The sequence below is a fragment of the Maribacter arcticus genome (assembly GCF_900167935.1).
In the GTDB taxonomy this organism is placed as follows: Bacteria; Bacteroidota; Bacteroidia; order Flavobacteriales; family Flavobacteriaceae; genus Maribacter; species Maribacter arcticus.
In genome coordinates, this window is the sequence record NZ_FUYL01000007.1 from 67,090 (window position 1) to 88,167 (window position 21,078).

Here is a 21,078-nt window from a genome sequence, read left to right on the forward strand (position 1 = left end):
TTTAATGTTATTTAAACTGGTTGTTTGTGTTGCATCACGACAACCAGTTTTCTTTTTTGAAGCGGAAGTTTAAAACAAGCAACCTATTGAGCAACGAATTTTTCTTTACAAGGTTACAATATGAATCTGGCGATTGGGATGTAGATCAGCGTATGCCTTCCAATTTGTTGAATTCTCTAGTTGAGTATACCACCTTAAAAGTAGATACCCAAGAGAAAATAATCACCTTGGCAAGCGATGATATTTTCAAGAGCCCGTTTTGTTATATTTCTGGTCATAAGTTAGTGGAATTCACTAAAAAGGAAAAAGAGAATTTTGAGAAATATGTTCGCAATGGCGGCTTTGTTTTTGCAGATGATTGCAACCACGATATCGACGGACTTTTCGCAAAATCATTCGAACGGCAAATGGAAGAAATATTTGGTCCGTCCGAATTAAAAAAAATACCCAACGACCACGAACTATATTCCATTTTCTTTGATTTCGAAGACGGTCCGCCAACTACATCACAAGAGTTGAACGGTTGGGGAGATGATTTGGTACACGATTATTTGAAAGCGATAGAGATTAATGGCAGAGTAGGAGTACTCTACAGTAATAAGGATTATGGCTGTGAATGGGATTACGATTTTAGAAACAAACGTTGGTACAAAATAGACAATACACGGTTTGGGGTCAACATAGTATTATATGCCCTTACCTCATAAACACATTTGAATGGATAAAGAATTACAACGCATTGCAGATGAAGTAGAAATGCTTTCGGGCAAGTTAAAGGCCTTAAAGCAAGAAATAGGAAAGGTAATTATTGGGCAAGAAGAAACCGTATCTCAATTACTGATTACATTTTTAGCTGGTGGTCATGCATTGTTAGAAGGTGTTCCTGGTTTGGCGAAAACTTTAATGATTAGAACATTGGCAAATGCCATCGATTTAAAATTTAAAAGAATACAGTTTACGCCAGATTTAATGCCTTCGGATATTATTGGGACAGAAATTTTAGAGGAAGACCATACTACGGGTAAAAAGTTCTTTAAGTTCAATAAAGGTCCGATTTTCTCAAATATCATTCTGGCCGATGAGATAAATAGAACGCCACCAAAAACTCAATCTGCTTTGTTGGAAGCTATGCAAGAATTTGAGGTTACTTATGGTGATAAAACCTATCCATTAGATAAACCTTTTTTTATTTTGGCAACCCAAAATCCAATAGAGCAATCGGGTACATTTGTTTTACCAGAAGCACAACAAGACCGATTTTTACTATACATAAAAATAGGATACCCTACACAACAAGAAGAGGAAACCATATTAAAGGCAACGACCGGCTCTGTGAAAAAGAAATTGAATAAAGTAATTTCTGGTGAAGATATTATACGATTACAGCAGTTAGTTCGTGAGGTTTCTATTAGTGATGCACTTATCAGTTTTGTAAGTGATGTAATACGCGCAACCCGACCAGAAACAACTACAGATTCTTACGTGAAAGATTGGGTAGATTGGGGTGCAGGTCCGCGTGCAGGTCAAGCAATGATCTTAACCGCTAAGGCTAATGCATTGTTAGAAGGTAGATTAGCAGTTACTTTACAAGATATAAAAAGTGTTGCATTACCGGTACTACGGCATAGGGTTCTCGTGAATTATAGAGCAGAAGCAGAAGGTATAACTTCAGATAAAGTTGCTACTCATTTATTGAATGCCATTGAACTAAAAGGCAAGTAAACAATCTCGGGGAAAGCCCGCGAGGTATTGAATTATAAGTTTAATTTAGATTTCGGCGCAAGCGTCGAATCATTTAAATCTCGATTATCGAGTAAATGGCACAACAGGACTATCACGATTTATTAAAACCAGAAGTCATTAATACCGTATCCGGATTATCATTGATATCACGGATTGTTGTAGAGGGCTTTACAACTGGTTTAAATAGAAGTGTTAGTGTAGGTTCTGGTATGGAATTTAGTCAATATAGAGGCTATGAACCTGGTGATGATTTACGACTACTCGATTGGAAAATGTTGGCGCGTTCTGGCAGATACTACATCAAGCAGTCTGAAATTGAAAGTCAGGTAACCATAAAATTCATAGTAGATGCTAGTGCATCAATGCTTCACAAAGAAGCGGACCTATCTAAAATGGATTTTGTACGTGTACTCGTTGCCACTTTGGCATATATGGCACACAAACAAGGAGATGCTGTTGGGCTATTTGCTTTGAATGAACGCGATTTGGTAAGTATTTTTCCAAAGGCAGATAAGAAGCATTATAATAGATTGCTGTTAGAGTTGATTAAACTTTCCAATACGGGCAAATGGCCAGGTGCACAAGTTTCAACGAAACGTATACCAAATAGAGGAACTAAAGAACTGATTTTCTTTCTGACAGATATGTATGAAAGTAATGCTGAGATTTCCAATTTTATAAAAGGATTAAAATCCTCTCGAAATGAAGTGGTAGTATTACAGATAATGGGTTCAAGCGAAATGGATTTTAATTACGGCCCAAATATCACATTTGAAGATTTAGAAACAGGGGCTAGGGTAAAGGTCGATACAGAAAAGGCAAAAAACCAATATTTATTGGCAATGAATAGTAAATTGAAAACGGTCAAAGACGAATTGTTGTCAAAAGGAATAGAACATCATGTCTTTCGAATGGATGCACATTTGGGCGAAGCATTGCAATTATTTTTAAAACAACGTAAAAGGTTCAATTAATATGTCATTTGCACATCCTTTATATTTATGGACGCTATTGGGGCTTTTGGTTCCCATAGCTATCCATTTATGGAGTAAAAAGGAAGCAAAAACTATAAAAATTGGAAGCGTTCAATTATTATCAGAATCTACTTCAAAACAGTCAAGTAGTATTCAACTAAATGAATTTTGGTTATTGCTTCTGCGAATGCTAATTGTTAGTCTACTTTCTATGATTTTAGCAAAACCGCAATGGAATTCTAAAGACGAAAATTCTTCGTTGACATATGTAGTAGAACCTTTATTGACTCAAAATAAAGATTTTATGTCTCGACTAGATAGTCTTGCAGAAGGACAAGAAATTCGCCTTCTTGAGAAGGATTTCCCAATTTGGGAGTACGGTTCTAAGGATGAGAAAGCTAATAAACTTATAGACTATTGGTCGCTAGCATCAGAAATGGATGTTTTAAAAACGGACAGTATTGTTGTTTTTACTAATGGTTATGCTAAAGGGTTGAGAGGTTCGCGACCAGAAACAAGTCACCATGTCAAATGGGTTGTAGTAGATGTTGCACAAAAGGTAGAAAAACCTTTGGTTGCTTATAAGAGAGGGGAGAACCTACAATTATATTCTTCAGTCAGTAATTCATTTCAAACTGATATTTCTAGTAAGAATATTTCTTTGGGTTCAGAATATGCTTTGAATTTAGAAGAAGATAGTCTACTAATTGTTAATCAGAATAGCTTAAGTAAAGTACAAGTTGTAGTTCAAGAACCTATTGAGATTTCTCTTTATTATGCAGATAGCTTGGTGAAAGATAAAAGGTATCTGGAAGTGGCATTCGCTACTTTATCGCAATATTTGGATAGGAAGATTAACGTGGATAGCAAATCGGATAGCTTAGCAACTGAAACTGAGCAAGCAGAATTGACCATATGGTTAAGTGAAAAATCCATACCTAGTTCCTTCAAAAAGTTAATATCATTTAAGAAAGATTCAATTGCAGAATCCCTCATTGGAAACGGATTAGAAAGCGATACTTATTTTTTAACAGAAAGAATCAATGCTGAAAATGCAGTTGAGCAAAGGTTAGTTGAAAATTTATTAGACATATTAGAAGTCAATAAGGAGCTAGAGGTTATGTTGGCTGAGGTTGATTTTCGCTCAGTTTCAGAAACTGAATTACAAACGAATTTTAAGGCGACTGATAAAAGAAAGCCGCAATTGGGAAGTTTTGCGGTAAGGCCTTATTTATGGGCAGCACTTTTTATACTGTTATTAGTTGAACGCTTTGTGGCATATTTGAGAAAACAGTAATGGATTCAGGAAAACAACACTTGATGAAATTCAATCGTCGCTGGCAAATGTTCGCGTACGTCGAGGCTATGCTCTATGCTATCGGTTTTGGTTTGTTTACATATTTTTTAGCTAGTAGTTTATTGATTGGTTCACTTGCTTTTGCAGTAAGTTTGTTACTTCTACTACTAATAAAACACCCTTGGTCACAAAATCTAAAGGCTACTAGCTCATACATAGACGCGCATGTAGCCGAAGCATCTTTTAGTACGGGACTCTTATTACAACCAGAAGAAAATTTATCTAGTCTAGCCCGGTTACAACGCTATAAAGTTTCGAATGAACTGAAAGAAAGGTTAGGAACTACAACACCACCGAATAAATTACGACAAGCTACGTTGGTTTTGTTCGCTCTTTCAATTTTAGGGTTTGCAGTAAGTAAATTAGAGCTCTTCAATCGAGTAAATGCTGGTTTAGATTTTAATTCAAATTCTGAGCATATACAATTTGTCGCTACTGATTCAGTGTCCAATGAAACAATTACACCAAAAATAATAGAACAGGTAATTACGGTTTCCTATCCGTCGTACACGCGCGAAAGAACTAAAACTATCACTGAGTCTAATATTAAGGCAGTCATCAATTCGAGGATAAGCTGGGTGCTAAAGTTTGACAATTCGGTCTCTAGCGTTAGCATGGACCGCATGGGAGAAACAATTCCATTACAGCAAGTTGATAATAGTTATAAGATAAGCCAGTCATTGATAGAATCGGGATTCTATAGTTTTAAGTTCAGGAATGAAGCGGGACTTGAATTTACATCCAATTTATTTTCATTGGAAGCTATACCAGATAATCCGCCAGAGTTAGAGATTACAGGTTTGGAGCAGTACACGTATTTTGATTTTTCGGAGACAAAGAAAATCCAACTGCAAAGCACTATTACAGATGATTACGGAATCGATGAAGCATATATAATTGCTACAGTGAGTAAAGGTTCGGGCGAATCTGTAAAGTTTAGGGAAGAGAAATTATATTTTAACGAGACCATTCAAAAAGGACAAAGCAGCTTAATCGTAACTAAGAATATAAATTTAGATGCATTAAAGATGAAAGTTGGAGACGAACTCTATTTCTATATCGAAGCATTTGATGAAAAGGAGCCTAAACGAAATGTTACCCGAAGTGAAACTTATTTTGCGGTGATTAAAGATACCGTAACCGATGAATTTGCAGTAGAAGGCACCTTAGGGGTAGACCAAATGCCAGATTATTTTAGAAGTCAACGCCAATTAATTATTGATACTGAAAAATTAATTAAAGACAAACCCAGCATAACGGTTAAGGATTTTAAGTTTAGAAGTAATGAGCTTGGTTTTGACCAAAAAGCGTTGAGATTAAAATATGGTCAATTTATGGGTGATGAATCTGAAATGGAAGAAGCACCCATCGGGATCGAAACTGATGAAGCAAGTGAAGACCATTATCATACTGAAGATCAAGAAAATATATTAAAGGAATACTCTCATGACCATGATGGGGATAACGAACATAACTTAGTAGCTGCACAGGAAGCAGACGAAGCGGAAGACCCCTTACACGATTATTTACATAACCACGATGACCCTGAAGAATCAACCTTATTTGAGGAATCTCTGAAAACAAAATTGAGGAAGGCATTAAGCATTATGTGGGATGCTGAATTATATCTTCGATTGTACGAACCAGAAAAATCATTACCATTTCAATATGATGCTTTGAAATTGATTCAAGAAATAAAGAATAGTGCACGAATCTATGTGCATAGAATTGGTTTTGACCCTCCACCGATAAAAGAAGAAAGTAGGCTGACCGGTTCAATAAAGGATATCGATAATTTTCGGAAAACTCAAGATTTAGACGTAGTGCATCCTTTCAAATCAATGGAAATTGCTATTTCTAGATTAGAAGTATTGATTCAACAACAAGACGTTTTTAAGGAGAATGACAAGATTATTTTTACTGCTGCCGGAAACGAATTAGGTCGTTTAGCAATAGAGATTCCAGGGAAGTATTTGCGTATTCTTCAAGGATTAAAGAATATTGAAAATAATACAGAACGTACAATAGATAACTATAAAATTGTTCAGAAAGGCTTATGGTCGGCTTTGCCAAAAGCAAAAGAAATACCTGGCGCTCGTAAAGTATATACCGATGAAATCAATTCTTTATTTTTAAAACAACTGGAAACCTATGATTGAAGGATTCTCATTTGTAAATAAAGATATTTTGATTCCCGTGTTTATTGGAGGGCTTGTCTTATTCGGAAGCTATTTCTATAAAGAATGGGTTACAAGAAAACAGGGTAATTTTTCTATTAACATTATAGTCGCCCTTCTAACCATTGCTGCACTTGTTATTTTAGTCTTAGAACCAACTCGGGAGGTTGAAATTAATGACCACCAAGGTATTTTACTTAGCGAAGGTTTTAACGTTCAACAGAGAGATAGTCTGTTATCGCTCAATAAAGGTTTAAAAGTGTTGAAATATAACCCGAAGAAATCTATTCGTAACCAATTAGATTCCCTTACAACTGTTTATGTGTTAGGGGAAGGCATAAAACCATTCGATTTTTCACGCTTCAACAACATTGCAGTTGAATATTTTCCCGCTAACATACCATTGGGAATTACCCAGCTAACCTATACCAAGAAAATTTCGTTAGGTGAAAAAGTAGAAGTTATTGGTAGTTACAATCAACCAGTTAATGGCTCATTTTTAGTTTTTGAAGATTCACGAGGAAATGGTTTAGATTCTATTCAATTTGTTGAAAGTAGCTTTACTGATTTTACTTTATCTGGAAGTCCGAAAGCAAGTGGGAATTATGTGTATCAACTTTCAGAAAAAGATAGTGCTGGAGTTGTAATAAATTCCAATCCATTACCCATAGAAATTAAGCAAAAGCAGCCATTACGGGTATTGATTTTAAATAATTTTCCAACCTTTGAAACAAAATACCTAAAGAATTTTTTATCAGAGGAAGGTCACGAAGTAGTTGTTAGGAGTCAATTGACAAAAGGCAAGTTTAAGTTCGAATATTTCAATACTACTAGTTTACCCGTTTATCAGTTTACCGATGAAATATTGAAACAGTTTGATTTAGTCATTGTAGATGCGGATACCTATTTTAGTTTTGGTTCTACTATTAAAAATCGCTTTGAAAAGAATATTAGAGAAAATGGTTTAGGGGTATTCATTCAGCCAAGCGATTTTATTTTTAATAGGAGTGCAAGCTGGTCTTATTTTAGGTTTAATCGAGATGATATAAAGGAAGTTCAAATATTGAATAGTACTATTGCCTTAGAAAAATACCCTTATGAATTTGATGAAGAATTTTTGGTGAGTCCAATAATAGTAGGGGATGGTAAAGCCATTGCCGCCTACAAACAAATGGCATTAGGTAGGGTTGCAACTACAACGTTATTAGGTAGTTATCAAATGTTATTGAATGGCTCTGATCAAATTTATAAAAGTATTTGGACTAATATATTAGATGAGATTGCTAAACCGAAGATTGTGCCGATTGAATGGAAGGCAGAAACCCAAATTCCAAAAGTTGATGAACCATTTGATTTTAGTTTGTATACAAATCAACAGGAGTTCGCTGTAATAGATGAAGATAGCGTGCGTACACCAATGCTACAAAAACTAATGGTGTCTACTCATTTTACAGGAACTATTTATCCGAAGAAAACAGGATGGCAACATTTAAGTATAGATGGCGACAGTACTTCTCAATTTTCGTTTTTTGTTTATGATAGTGTCGATTGGAAAGCATTATCTTCAACTCAAAATATAGTCTTAAATAAAAAGAAATTTAAGACCGATGTAAACAAAAACAAGACGGTTATTAGTAACCGTCCTGTTTCTCCACTATTATTTTACATCCTATTTTTGCTTGGCGTAGGTTGGTTGTGGTTATCACCTAAAGTATCAATTGAAAGATGATTAAGCTACTGTATTTTTAATGAGGTAATTTATCTTTAACAACACCATAAACAAAAGTTCCTAAAAGCGCTCCTCCTATTACGACAAGAATCGAATAATAGCCAGCGCCAGCAAGAACATACATTGGCCCTGGGCAAGCTCCAGCTAACGCCCATCCTAATCCAAAAATAATACCACCTATTAAATAATTAGTAACACCTTTCTTCTTTGGATGTAAATTCATTTCGGCATCGCCAATAGCCTTTATTTTAAATTTTTTAATGATTTGAATACCTATAACGCCTAATACTAATGCAGAGCCAATAATGCCATACATATGAAAAGAACCAAATTGAAACATTTCATAAATTCTGAACCAAGATGCGGCTTCAGATTTATACATGATGATTCCGAAAAATATACCTATGGTTAAATAACTTAAATATCTCATCTTCTAACTAAAAATTAAGGGGAACAATAAATGTATCATAACAAGGCCACCAATAAAGAAACCAATTACTGCAATAAGTGAGGGTAATTGTAAATTGCTAAGCCCAGAAATGGCATGACCACTGGTACAGCCACCGGCATATCGAGCACCGAAGCCAACCATGAATCCGCCTAAAATTAATAAGACAAGGACAAACGGATCCGTAAGTTGTTGTGTTGCGAAAAGTTCTGGTGGTAAATATGCTTGTCCCGCACTTGCTATTCCATAATCTTCTGATAGTTGTTGCGCGACTTCCGGATTAATTTTCACTGTATTATCCGAAAGATATCGAGAGGCTATAAATCCACCGATTACCGCACCTAATATTACTATTAGATTCCAACGTTCTGCTCGCCAATCGTATTTAAAAAAATCAGAAATCTTTCCAGCTCCACCAATGGAACACATTGTTCTTAAGCTAGATGACATACCAAATTTTCTACCAACAAAAAGCAGTAAAAACATGGTGAGGGCTATTAAAGGCCCTGCTATATACCATGGCCATGGGTCATAAATTAAATTCATTGTCAATTAATTCTTGTTATTAGTAACGTAACGAAGCGCAAAGAAAATGAATCTTTTATTAACGCTGTTACATTAGCAAGATATTAACTTCCAAATATGTGCTTGCTTTTCAATACAGTGATAACCTCAAGTAAGTTTTAATTTACTTTTTATATATTGAAAAGCAGACTATAATGACCTTTGTTCTGTTTAGAATTAAGGATGAATTATTTAGAAAAGGTTAGCATATAAATTTTAATACACTCAACCTCATTACCCTATTTTTTCTTGACTCCTAATTTCAAAAGAATGGTTTCCAATAAGCACCACTTCGTAAATGCCGATTGTATAAGGTTTACACCTATAAATACGGTAAACCATAGCCAGTTTATATGTACATATACCGCCAATACGACGCTAAGTAAAACCATTGTACCTACGATTACTCTAAAATATGTGTTTAGCATTTTGATAATTTTTAAGATTATATTGATTTTTCAATAGGAACCACAACTGCTTTTATTGGGTTGTTAGTTTCCATATTTTGATTGAACTCTTTGATAAGCTCAAAAAGGATATTTATACTCTCGTCTGAGGTGAATGAGAAGAATAAACTCGATTCTACACCTCCTTTTTCACTTGGAAACCAACTTGCTGTACGAACCATTGATGTTATGTTTTTATGTCCATCAATACGACTTTCACTAAAACTTTCAATATTAGCTTTTTTAAATAGCTTAAGAATATCCTTCTCGAATTCTATTACCACTGTTACAATTAATAATTTCATAGCTACTTATTTTAGTCTTTTATAGTGTTTTCATTTTCTGGAAGCTCTACTTCTGGATAATTCTTCCGCTCGATCATATAATAAACCAATGGTACCACCAACAATGTCAATACAGTAGAAACAATAGTCCCGCCCATTAATGAAATAGCTAATCCTTGAAATATTGGGTCGAATAGAATAACGAATGCACCAATAACCACCGTACCTGCGGTTAAAAGAATAGGAGTGGTACGCACTGCACCAGCTTCAATGGCTGCTTGCTTTATCGGTATGCCATCTGCTAAACGCAGATTAATGAAGTCGATTAATAGTACGGAGTTTCGTACCATAATACCTGCTAATGCAATCATTCCAATAAACGAAGTGGCGGTAAAAAATGCGCCCATAATCCAGTGGCCTAAAATAATTCCGATTAAGGAAAGCGGTATAGCAACCATCATTACAATAGGTGCTTTAAAGTTTTGAAACCATCCTACAATCAAAATATAAATTAATATGATAGCTCCCATAAAGGCAATTCCTAAATCACGAAATACCTCAAGCGTAATTTGCCACTCACCATCCCACTTAACGGTATAGTTATCTTCAAATTCTGGCTGACCTAAGTACATTTCATTGATTTCATAACCTTTTGGCAAGGCAATTTCTTTGAGCTTTTCCTCCATACCTAAAATGGCATAAGCAGGACTCTCCAATTCTCCGGCCATATCGGCCATCACGTAAACTACACGCTTTTGATTTTTATGATAAATGCTTTTTGCGCTTATGGTTTCTTTAATATCAACTAAGTCGGCAATTGGCACCATGGTACCTTGCTTAGAAGTAATCTTCAATTGTGAAATATCTGAAATGGTCGATTTTTCCTTTTCATCTAAAGCCAATATCAAACCAACTTGATTACTTGCATTTTCATCGTATAAATTTGTAATTGCTCTATTGGATAATGCCATATTCATGGTATAGGCAATTTGTTTTGGTGACACACCGTAGAGCATTGCTTTCTCTTTATTGATTACGAATCGATATTCGGTTTGGTCTGCTTCTACAAGCCAATCGATATCAACAACATCATTGGTGTTTTTTAAGATATCTTGAACACTATTGGCAATTTTTATTTGCTCTTCATAATCAGGACCATAAACCTCTGCAACAATCGTAGATAGTACAGGAGGCCCAGGCGGAACTTCAACCAATTTTACATTGGCATTATATTTCGCTGCTATTTTTTGAATATCAGGCCGTAACAATTTTGCAATATCATGGCTCTGAGCTGAACGTTCACCCTTATCAACAAGATTAACTTGAATATCTGCCATATTACTACCACCACGTAAATCGTAATGACGTACCAAACCGTTAAACGTTATTGGTGCAGAAGTGCCAATATAATTTTGATAATTCACCACTTCTGGCCGAGTAGACAAGTACTGAGAAATTTCTTGGGCTACCACTGCAGTACGTTCAAGAGTAGTACCTTCTGGCATATCGATAACCACCTGAAATTCATTTTTGTTATCAAAAGGCAACATTTTTACGGCTACCGATTTGGTGAAAAACAACACCATTGACCCCATGAGTAATAAAAATGTCAATCCTAAAAACAACCATCTTTTACTCTTATTTTCAATTAACGGTCTTTCAAATTTGTTGTAAATCCTATAAATAAAGGTCTCCTCTAAAGGTTTCTGTGGCTTCGCTTCTTCACCTTTCTTATCTTTTTCTCTTAAGAAAATATATCCCAAATAAGGAGTAATGGTCAATGCCACAAATAAAGAAAGAATCATGGCGATTGATGCGCCTATTGGCATTGGAGCCATATAAGGTCCCATTAAGCCAGAAACAAAGGCCATAGGCAATACAGAGGCTATTACCGTAAATGTGGCCAAAATAGTAGGGTTACCTACTTCGTTTATAGCATATAGTGCAGCTTGCTTAAATGGCAAGCGTTTCATTTTAAAATGCCGGTGCATATTCTCGGCGATAATAATGGAGTCATCCACTACGATACCCGTAACAAAAACTAAAGCAAACAACGTAATCCTGTTTAGCGTATAGTCTAACATGTAGTAGCTCAACAGCGTTAAAGCAAATGTAATCGGAACCGATAAAAATACCACTAAACCACCACGCCAGCCCATTGCTAACATAACAACAAGTGTTACGGCAAAGATGGAGCCAATCAAGTGTAGCAATAATTCAGACACTTTATGGGATGCCGTTTCACCATAGTTTCTGGTAATTTCTACATGTACATCATCAGGTATAAGTGTAGTGCGTAAATGGTTAACCTTATCAATAACGATATCTGCAATTTTCATCGCATCGGCACCTTTTCTTTTAGCTACAGAAATCGTAACTGCAGGGTATTCAGATTTGTAATCGGCAACTTTATCGCTAGCCTGTCCAAAACCTAAAGAAACATAACTTTGTGGAATTTCTGGGCCATCGATAATACTGGCAATTTGTTTCAAATAAATCGGTTGGTTCTGTTGTACGCCAACCACAAGATTTTCAACATCGGTAACCGACGCCAAAAAATTACCCGTGTTTACTAAAAACTCGGTATCATTCTTATTAAAACTACCTGAACTTAATTGCGCATTGTTCGCCTTTATCATTTCAGAAACCGACAGGAAATCTAATCCGCTAGCGGCCAGTTTATCTTTATCTAGAACCACACGCAACTGGCGGTCTTGATTACCGATTTTATGTGTAATCGCTACATCATTTACCTTTTTTATCTCACTTTCCAGCTCCTGTGCCATTTGGCTCAACTGATATGCATCATAGTTTTCACTCCACAACGTAAGTCCGAGCATGGGCACATCATCAATAGCCCTTGTTTTTACCAAAGGGAACGTTACACCCTGTGGCATAATGTCCATATGTTTATTGATTTCGTTGTACAATTTCACGAACGACCGTTCAATATCTTCACCAACATAAAACTGTACGATGACCATTCCTTGTTCTTTCATCGACGTTGAATACACGTATTCAACACCTTTGATATTTGATATTAACTTCTCTAAGGGCTTGATCACCCGCGATTCTACTTCTGCAGGGCTTGCACCAGGATAGCCAACAAAAATATCGGCCATAGGCACGTCAATTTGAGGTTCTTCTTCCCTTGGAATTAAAAACGAACTGTACACCCCAATGACCATGAATACGATCATTAAAAGTACCGTTAACTTGCTGCCTATAAATAATTTGGCAATTTTGCCAGCTAAACCTTCCTTCATAATTTCTATTTATTTTGTTTGTGCTTTTCCACCTGTCTGTAGACTGGCGGTCGGGCTTTTCACTACTACTCCTCGGTACCAAAAGTGCCGGTGGGTTAACCGCTTCAATCCCAAACCCAGTCTCGTTTATTGATTTGAGATTTCTGCTCCGTTAAATAATTTTCCTTCTGCTGAAACTATATATTGCTCATCGGCAGAAAGACCTGATAAAACTTCTACTTCATCTCCGAAAGTTCTTCCCAATCGCAGCCAACGTAAAAGCGCGGTGTTGCTTTGGCTTACTGTATAAATACCTGTTAGTTGCCCGTTTTTTACAATGGCTTCTATAGGAATCATGACGGCTGAAGTAGTTGTTTTTCTTGCGACAGGAAATTGTACCGTGACATACATACCTGATAGTATATGTGCATCGGTCTTATCTAAAATGACCTTTACCAAATATTGACCTCCAGTATTTTTTGAAGAAGTACTAACTTCAGTCACTTTGCCTTTTATATTCTTATTCATTGCTTTTATCTGTACGGTGACTTCACTATCATTTTTTACAGCAAGAATTTCAGATTCTGGTACCATGGCCAAAATTTGATATTTATCTGGAGATTCTACCTCAAGTAAAGGCATCCCTGGGTTTGCCATATCACCAGCATCGATAAACTTATTTGTAACCACGCCGTCAAAGGGAGCACGAATATTCGCATAGCCCATTTGTGCGTTTACCCCGTTCCTTACTTGTTTAGCAGACTCTAATCGTGCTTTCGCCATGTTATAGTTGGCAGTGATATCGTCTAACTCTTTTTGTGAGGCGCTGTTTTCTTGAAATAAAGTAGTGAAGCGATTATAGTCTTTTTCAGCATTTTTGTAAGCTGCTTCAGCTTCGGTAATTCCTGCATTTACTTGGGCAAGTTGAGCCGAAACATCTGCATTATTGACACTCATTAATAATTGTCCGTCACGAACTTTATCACCAACGCCAACATATATTTTATCTACATAACCCATCATTCGAGTACTGATATTTGCACTCTTAACAGCTTCTATTTTTCCGCTTACAGATAAAAACGGATTACTATTATCTTCAGAAACCGTCTTTACTTTAACGGTTAAGGCAGGCGAATTATCGATTACTGCTTTTTTATCTTCGCTACCACAACTAGAGATTAGGATTGTTGCCCCTAAAATTGCTGTGATTATATATTTTTTATTTTTCATCTTTGAATTGGTATTAAGTACTTATTAAAGTGTTGGTAATTGTTTTTTCTAATCGTTTCTATTCTTCCATTAAAAATTTCAAATAGGCCAAAGCATAATTATGTTGAAAAATTGTACCGTAATACTCTAATTGTTTTTGAGAGAATTGGGTTTCTGACATTAATAAATCTGTAGTTTTTTCTAAGCCTTGCTTAAATCGGTTGGTGCGTATACGCAGTGATTCTCCAGATTGTTCAAGGGCTAGTTTCGTAAGCTTTAATTTGTTCTTAGCATCTTCAAGACCTCTTTTTGCCTTATTAAGTTCTAATTGACTTTCAGACTTGTATTGTTCTAATTGTAATTTAGATTTGTCATATTCGGCTTTACTCTTTTGAGATTTTCCAAAACGCTTACTGCCTTCAAAAAGATTCCATTTTAATTCTGCTCCGAATAAATAACCTTGAGCTTGACCTTGAAAAATTTCATCATCATGAAGTTCGTAGGTGCCGAAAGCATTTAAACGAGGTAAGAATGCCATTTGGTCTGCTTTATGCATTTGGCGATACGCTTCGGTAGCTGAGTTCATGGCCAAAATATCTTTTCTATTTTCGGATAAGCTTTCAGACGTATTCGATGTATAGTTCACTATTGACAATGAATCTGAAGGTTTTAAAATTTCGTTTTCATCTGTATTCATCAAAACCGATAAATAGTTACTGGCATTTAAAATATTGCTCTTAGCGTATTGTAACTGGTTATCGATTTCGGTTACTCTTACTTCCACAGCTAACACATCGGATTTTTGTAAATAACCCTGCTTATAGCTGTTATCAGCGATGCGCTTATTTTCTAATGCTGTTTCTTGGGCCTTCTGTAATACTGTTACCGTTTTATAAGCGAGTTGCAATTGCATATAGGCTTTTTCGACTTCAAGAGCTATATAATCTTCAGTACGACCAGACTGTAATTCGGTAGCGGTCAACTTCGATTTTGCTGCTTTACGTTGAAAAATCCCATCGAAATTTAAGAGCGGTTGTTGTACTTCAACACGAGTCGCATAATCTTCAATTTGTCTAGGGTTGTTCAATAAATCAGGATTAAAGTCTGCAGCCGTCAGAATTTCCTGATTTAATTTAGAGCCGAAAGCCATTAAAGGGTTTGTAGTAGCTATAGCTGTATGTGAAACGCTAATATTGGGTAACAAAATAGCATTGGTCTGATTGAAATCACCCTTTGCGGACAACACATCTTGTTGTGCCATTTTTATCGTGTTATTGCTCTCTTTAACTTTGGCTAACACTTCATCTTTTGTAATAGACTTAGTTTCTTGTGCTAGTCCCGAATAAAAGACGAGTAACAATATCAATCCTAATTTATACTTCATCGTATTCATTTATTTAAGGCAAAATTAAGGTGGTAAAACAGGCTGCACAGTAACAAATGTTACCGATGAAATTAAAAAGGACTTGAGAGCCAATTTAATCTTCATTTTTGCCGATTATTACTAGTGAAACAAATATATAGGAGTATTATTTAGCTGTAAATGACTACCATCAGGAACTCTTGGTTTTTATTGATGTTTTTACCAATGTTCGGCGATAATTATGATGTAAAAAGACATTACCATTGCAGAAATGTCTTTTACTACCCACCAAAAAGCTGAAATAAGAACAGGTTATTTTGTTGTTTTGGTATTAAACCAGTAACAAATGCCGACTGAAAAATAGAAGGTACTTTCCATATCTTCAGTGATGACCATATCTTCGGTTGTAATGGTCGCGCTAGTCTGGGGTATGGCCAAAACTGGGGTATGTGAAAAAATAAACTGTTGATAGTAGTATTGAAGGGGTAGGCTGAGTTCAACATTCATAATATTGAACTGAGAGACATCTTGAATTTCTACCAAGGTCAAAACCTCTGTTGCCGAATCACTCATACTTTGTCCTTTACTTTTATTTTTTCGGTTTCCTAGACGGCTTGAACTGAAATATTCTTGATAGAAATGTTGAGATCCCGAATATACAGCGATTGTAGGATTGATTAAAAATTGCTGATTACTGCTGAAAAAATTTCGATTTAATGTAAGCCCCGTAAAAATATCAGCGGAACTACCATTATTGAAATAGGTGCTTGCCATTAGCGATACCTCGATTAACTTAAGATTCTAGCCAAGAAAACAAGAAATATCTGCCACGACTGAAGATTTTACATTATCACCTCCGAACCCTCATTCAAGGCAAATATGTCATTTCGAACCAACCCTTCGGAAGGTAGTAATATAGAACCTATGGGCAATAGGTCTAATTGTTCTTTAAAAAAGATATTGGGAGATAAGCCATATGCGTAGGCTTCTTCATCATATCGATTATTCCAAAAGGCTTTCACCTCAATAGTTTTTAAGGTAATAGTGCATAACCTTTTAATTGATAATTGGTAAGCACCATCATCGCAGAAAGAGCTAATTCTGTATTTGGATCTAAGTCTTCTTTAGTGATTCCTCTTGCAGCAGTTGCCTGTGCGCAAACATATAACTCAACGCCATACTCCTTTAAGAGTTTCAATAACTCGGTATTAGGGTTGGCTTTCTCGTATTTTTCTTGATATTTGGCTTCATTCAAAGAAGCAAATGTAGCACCACCGTGTATGGCAGCAACAATGTGTACTTTGTCTTGAGAAATTCCACCAGAGCCGAGCATATTAATTACTCGAGCTATTTTCCAAAGACCAATATTTACGCCATCCATTTCACGATCATCTTTTACATCAAAAACGAGATTATAGGTCAAATTTTTGTCTGGTTGTGTGGCTACTTCTTTAAACTCCTTTATTTTTCCATACCCATCAATTATAGGGGTTGTCCATTCTTGGGCAGTAGTAAGATGTGTTGTCATTAGTACAATTACGATTAATAGTGCTTTTTTCATGTGTTCGTAGAATTTAAAATAACTGTTGTTTGGTTATGAAATATGTGATGAGTGCTACTAATGTCCGTTATTTTTTAAAGTAATAAAAGTAAGCAAGGTTATTTAACGCAACTGTAACCTATGTTACTGTCAATATTAAATTGAATTTCTAGATTGGTTGCCTAATTTAGTAGTGCGGATTTTTTAAAAGGTAGTAGTACAACTAGCATGGAAGAATTACGAACATTGGCGAAACAACTTTTTAAGCTATTTGCAGTGGTATTTGTCTTGGTGGGTATTGTTTTTATATTGCTGTTAACTTATGAGCCAAAACCTGAAGCTTATGTCCCAATTGTAACTGAACAAATAGCCGCTAAAGATATTTGGAAACCCAAGGATGCAATGGCAGAATTATCTAGCATGCCAGATAAGGTTAAAAAAGGGTATTACCTGATTGCAGAGACTTCTAAGTTTATGGGTCCGCATGCCGAGAACCCTGAAGACCGGTATAGCGGAAATAATTTGGCTTGTGCCAATTGTCACTTGCAGAAAGGGGCCCAAGCAGGTTCTGGTTCTTGGGTAGGTGTTATAGAGCGTTTTCCTCAATTTGGGGGTCGTGGTAATAAAGTAGGTACTATTGAAGACCGAATCAATGGCTGTATGGAACGTAGCATGAACGGAAAGGTGCTTCCTGTAGATTCTAATAAAATGGAGGCCATAGTCGCTTATATGAATTGGTTGGGAGAGGGCCTACCTGAAAACCGGAAGGCGGAGTTTAAAGGCTACCCGAATATTGAGATTCCGAATGTTGAGGTAGATTTAGAAAAGGGGAGTCAGGTGTACAAAAAGGAATGTATTATCTGTCATGGTGAAAACGGAGCAGGTATACTAAATGTTGATGGCAAAAGTTATACGTATCCACCATTGTGGGGCCCTGATAGTTTTAACGATGGTGCAGGTATGAATAGGGTGATTACATCGGCAGAATTTATAAAAAGTAATATGCCTTATTTACAAGCAACTTGGGACAAACCAAAATTAACCGATGAGGAAGCTTATCATGTGGCGGGTTATATTAATAGTTTTTCACGACCACATAAATTATATGCAGAAAAGGATTATCCCGATAAAAAACTGAAACCTGTATCTACACCATACGGTCCGTGGGTTGATGATTTTTCACCCGAACAACATAAATACGGACCTTTTCCTCCAATCATGGAATATTACAAAAAGGAATATGGTATTACCAAAACGAAATAAGCGCATGCGGTTAGTATACATACTTTTTATTATTCTGCCCTTAATTTCTGTTGGACAAGATTCTGTCGATGTAAAGAAAAAAGGAACACTTTCTGGCCAATGGCGTACCTATTACATGATGACATCTAATAAGGATGACCTAAAGAACTTCAATGCCTTGGCAACTGGTGGTAAATTAAAATATCAATATACACCGTTTGATAATTTAGAAATAGGAGCAGCTATCTATAATTCTACCAATTTAGGATTACAAGATTTAACCGTCCCTGATGCTACAACGGGTAGATTAAGTAGGTATGAAGAAGGATTGTTTGATAGGTTAGATTTAGAAAATGATGCTGTTTTCTTACTTGGGGAACTATATGCGAATTATAAATTAAAGAAACACACGTTTACTTTAGGTCGTATGAAGGTTAATACACCGCTTATAAATCCTGAAGATGGTAGAATGATACCAACTTTGGTACAAGGGCTATGGTATAGCTACAAAAAACGAAAGACAGTACTTCAACTTGGAATATTAAATGAAATAGCACCACGGTCTACTGGTAAGTTTTATGGAATAGGGGAAAGTATAGGTACATATCCGGTGGGTAGAAATAAATATGGCAATGCCTCCCAATATATCGATAATACGAAATCGGACTATATTATATTGGCGAATGCCGATTTTGAGATAACTGAAAATTTGAATGTTAAGATATGGAATGAGTATGTAGAAAATATTTTCAATTCATTCTATGTAAAACCTTCCTTAAAAATATCTGAATCTATACAATTAGAAGGGGAGTGGTTGCACCAGAATAAGGTTGGTGATGGCGGAAGCAGTTTAGATTCCCTTCGTTATTTCAATCAAAATACAGCGGATGTCTTAGGATTGAAAATTGCTTATAAAAGTAAAGTTGGGTTAATGACTTTAGCCTATGAAAGAATATTGCCAAATGGTCAATTTTTATCGCCACGCGAATGGGGTAGGGAAGACTTGTTCAGCTTTCAAAAAAGAGAACGTAGCGAAGGCACAGCAGACAATCACGCTCTGGTTTTGAACTATAAAAATGAGTTTGATGTATTGAAAGAGAATTTAAATCTTACTTCAATTCTAAGTATTGGTAAGCATTGGAAACCAGAAGTAACCGATGCCTCGCTAAATAAATACGCCATGCCAGATTACACGCATATCAACTTAGATGTATTCTTTACTATTAAAAAATTAAAACGCTTAAAACCAGAACTTTTACTTACTTCGAAAATAGGCAATGGTGATATTTCAGATAATCCAAATTTCTATTTTAATAAAGTAGATTTATTTCATGTAGATGTAATACTCAACTATAACTTTTAAAAAGATTAAATAAAAAATCCCCATTTCAATGGGGATTTTTTATTGGAAATACATTAGACATTTTTGCCTTTCATCATCTTATTCCAATACAAATAAGGAAGGCCATATTTTTTAAGCATCCACAATCTCCAATGTTCTTTAGAAGAATCAAAGATTAGCATCTGCTTCAGTTTTGGGTCTGGGGTAAAATTATTATCGTAATCAAATTCGGCCAAAACCATTTTACCGTAATCAGTAACTAACGGACAAGAAGAATATCCATTGTATGATTGAGTTCCCATTTTATGGGTGTTCATTAAACGGTCGATATTATCAACTACGATGGGTGCTTGCTTACGTATGGCAGCTCCTGTTTTGGCTGTTGGCAATGCGGATACATCTCCTAAGCCAAAAATATTTGGATACTTATTGTGTTGCATAGTTTGATGGTTTACATCTAACCAGCCCGCTGAGTTTACCAAAGTAGAGTCTTTTACAAATTTAGGGGCTACTGATGGTGGTGCGGTATGTAACATATCGTAATGAATGCCATAGCGGTTACCATCAACAGTTACCTTTACATCTTTATAATTGTACTGAAACTTATCGTCTAGTTTTAAATCATCTACCTTATCACTAGAAATTACTACACAACCACCAGCTGTAATTTCTTTACCCATTTCATACCATGCAATTTGTTTCTCACCATCTACCGCTACCAATTTATGGTGAAATCTTAGGTTGATATCTTTTCTATCAACAACCTCCATTAAGGTTTTGGCAATTTCTTTTACACCAAAAATAACTGAACCCCCAGTGGCAAAAATAACATCTGTTTTTTTGCGTACCCCATTTTTTCTAAAATGACTTTCGGCTAAATACATTATTTTTTGTGGTGCTCCGCCACATTTAATTGGTGTTGTAGGTTGTGTGAAAAGTGCAGTTCCTCCTTTAAAATTCTTGATAACATCCCAAGTATGCTTTGGATCTGTATAATTACTACACACAACACCTTTATCCATAGCTTCACCCAAACCGGGCACCAAACTAAAATCATAAGCCAAACCTGGTGCAACAACTAAATAATCGTAAGTAATATCTCCTTTAGATCCAGTATGAACAATATTGTTGTCGGGATCAAAACCTGTTGCCTTATCTTTTATCCAAGTAGCATTTTTAGGAATTACAGATGACATTGGTCTGGCAGTTTTTTCAAAATCATACGTGCCAGCACCTACTAATGTCCATGCAGGTTGATAATAATGAATATCTGCTGGTTCAATAATTGCTACGTCCTTTGCTTTCTTTTGAGTGAGAAGCTGGGCTGCTACCATAATACCAGCAGTACCACCTCCAATAACTATTACTTGATGATGTGAACTCATTTTACAACTATATTTTAGAATTTAATAAAT

19 protein-coding genes are annotated in these 21,078 nt (G+C 35.8%); 8 read left to right on the forward strand and 11 right to left on the reverse strand.

Annotated features, from left to right (window positions below; translation table 11 throughout):
* The first annotated feature begins 86 nt into the window (after positions 1-86).
* The 6 genes from B5X55_RS11860 (at position 87) to B5X55_RS11885 (ending at position 7,980) form a co-directional block, all read left to right on the forward strand.
* A complete protein-coding gene (locus B5X55_RS11860) occupies positions 87-707 on the forward strand; it encodes a DUF4159 domain-containing protein (RefSeq protein WP_079512849.1) in 621 nt (206 codons plus the stop codon).
* 10 nt (positions 708-717) lie between these two features.
* Positions 718-1,722, forward strand: coding sequence for an AAA family ATPase (locus B5X55_RS11865; protein WP_079512850.1), 1,005 nt, complete (start codon positions 718-720; stop codon positions 1,720-1,722).
* 95 nt (positions 1,723-1,817) lie between these two features.
* A complete protein-coding gene (locus tag B5X55_RS11870; protein ID WP_079512851.1) occupies positions 1,818-2,717 on the forward strand; it encodes a DUF58 domain-containing protein in 900 nt (299 codons plus the stop codon).
* Position 2,718: 1 nt separating this feature from the next.
* Positions 2,719-4,014 (forward strand): BatA domain-containing protein, encoded by a 1,296-nt coding sequence (locus B5X55_RS11875; RefSeq protein WP_079512852.1) that lies wholly within the window; start codon positions 2,719-2,721, stop codon positions 4,012-4,014.
* A gap of 23 nt (positions 4,015-4,037) precedes the next feature.
* Positions 4,038-6,233 carry a DUF4175 family protein gene (locus B5X55_RS11880; RefSeq protein ID WP_234999725.1) on the forward strand — a complete coding sequence of 732 codons (2,196 nt, stop codon included), beginning with the start codon at positions 4,038-4,040 and terminating at the stop codon, positions 6,231-6,233.
* Positions 6,226-7,980, forward strand: coding sequence for a hypothetical protein (locus B5X55_RS11885; protein ID WP_079512854.1), 1,755 nt, complete (start codon positions 6,226-6,228; stop codon positions 7,978-7,980). The genes B5X55_RS11880 and B5X55_RS11885 overlap by 8 nt, the downstream gene beginning before the upstream one ends.
* 16 nt (positions 7,981-7,996) lie before the next feature.
* On the opposite strand, the gene B5X55_RS11890 is transcribed toward B5X55_RS11885, so the two are convergent.
* From B5X55_RS11890 to B5X55_RS11935, 10 genes are all read right to left on the reverse strand, one after another.
* The gene (locus B5X55_RS11890; RefSeq protein WP_079512855.1) at positions 7,997-8,410 is read right to left on the reverse strand and encodes a DUF6691 family protein; all 414 of its coding nucleotides are present in this window, start codon (positions 8,408-8,410) and stop codon (positions 7,997-7,999) included.
* Positions 8,411-8,413: 3 nt separating this feature from the next.
* The gene (locus B5X55_RS11895) at positions 8,414-8,974 is read right to left on the reverse strand and encodes a YeeE/YedE family protein (protein ID WP_079512856.1); all 561 of its coding nucleotides are present in this window, start codon (positions 8,972-8,974) and stop codon (positions 8,414-8,416) included.
* Positions 8,975-9,231: 257 nt separating this feature from the next.
* A complete protein-coding gene (locus B5X55_RS11900) occupies positions 9,232-9,420 on the reverse strand; it encodes a YgaP family membrane protein (protein ID WP_068486930.1) in 189 nt (62 codons plus the stop codon).
* Positions 9,421-9,437: 17 nt separating this feature from the next.
* Complete coding sequence (locus B5X55_RS11905) at positions 9,438-9,743, reverse strand: hypothetical protein (RefSeq protein WP_079512857.1); 306 nt, start codon at positions 9,741-9,743, stop codon at positions 9,438-9,440.
* 11 nt (positions 9,744-9,754) lie between these two features.
* Positions 9,755-12,988, reverse strand: coding sequence for an efflux RND transporter permease subunit (locus B5X55_RS11910; RefSeq protein WP_079512858.1), 3,234 nt, complete (start codon positions 12,986-12,988; stop codon positions 9,755-9,757).
* A 126-nt stretch (positions 12,989-13,114) separates the two neighbouring features.
* Positions 13,115-14,197: an efflux RND transporter periplasmic adaptor subunit gene (locus tag B5X55_RS11915; protein WP_079512859.1), complete on the reverse strand. Its 1,083-nt coding sequence runs from the start codon at positions 14,195-14,197 to the stop codon at positions 13,115-13,117.
* A gap of 58 nt (positions 14,198-14,255) precedes the next feature.
* On the reverse strand, positions 14,256-15,560 hold the full coding sequence (locus B5X55_RS11920; RefSeq protein WP_079512860.1) for a TolC family protein: 1,305 nt from the start codon (positions 15,558-15,560) through the stop codon (positions 14,256-14,258).
* Positions 15,561-15,851: 291 nt separating this feature from the next.
* On the reverse strand, positions 15,852-16,313 hold the full coding sequence (locus B5X55_RS11925; RefSeq protein ID WP_079512861.1) for a hypothetical protein: 462 nt from the start codon (positions 16,311-16,313) through the stop codon (positions 15,852-15,854).
* A 68-nt stretch (positions 16,314-16,381) separates the two neighbouring features.
* Positions 16,382-16,561: a hypothetical protein gene (locus tag B5X55_RS11930; RefSeq protein ID WP_079512862.1), complete on the reverse strand. Its 180-nt coding sequence runs from the start codon at positions 16,559-16,561 to the stop codon at positions 16,382-16,384.
* An 11-nt stretch (positions 16,562-16,572) separates the two neighbouring features.
* Positions 16,573-17,100 carry a DsrE family protein gene (locus B5X55_RS11935; RefSeq protein WP_079512863.1) on the reverse strand — a complete coding sequence of 176 codons (528 nt, stop codon included), beginning with the start codon at positions 17,098-17,100 and terminating at the stop codon, positions 16,573-16,575.
* 207 nt (positions 17,101-17,307) lie between these two features.
* Between B5X55_RS11935 and B5X55_RS11940 the strand changes: the two genes are divergently transcribed.
* Complete coding sequence (locus tag B5X55_RS11940) at positions 17,308-18,342, forward strand: c-type cytochrome (RefSeq protein WP_079512864.1); 1,035 nt, start codon at positions 17,308-17,310, stop codon at positions 18,340-18,342.
* Positions 18,343-18,346: 4 nt separating this feature from the next.
* Positions 18,347-19,684: an OprD family outer membrane porin gene (locus tag B5X55_RS11945; protein WP_079512990.1), complete on the forward strand. Its 1,338-nt coding sequence runs from the start codon at positions 18,347-18,349 to the stop codon at positions 19,682-19,684.
* 53 nt (positions 19,685-19,737) lie between these two features.
* Here B5X55_RS11945 and B5X55_RS11950 read toward each other — a convergent pair whose 3' ends face one another.
* Entirely contained in the window at positions 19,738-21,048 is a 1,311-nt protein-coding gene (locus tag B5X55_RS11950; protein WP_079512865.1) for an NAD(P)/FAD-dependent oxidoreductase, read from the reverse strand.
* Positions 21,049-21,078: the final 30 nt, after the last annotated feature.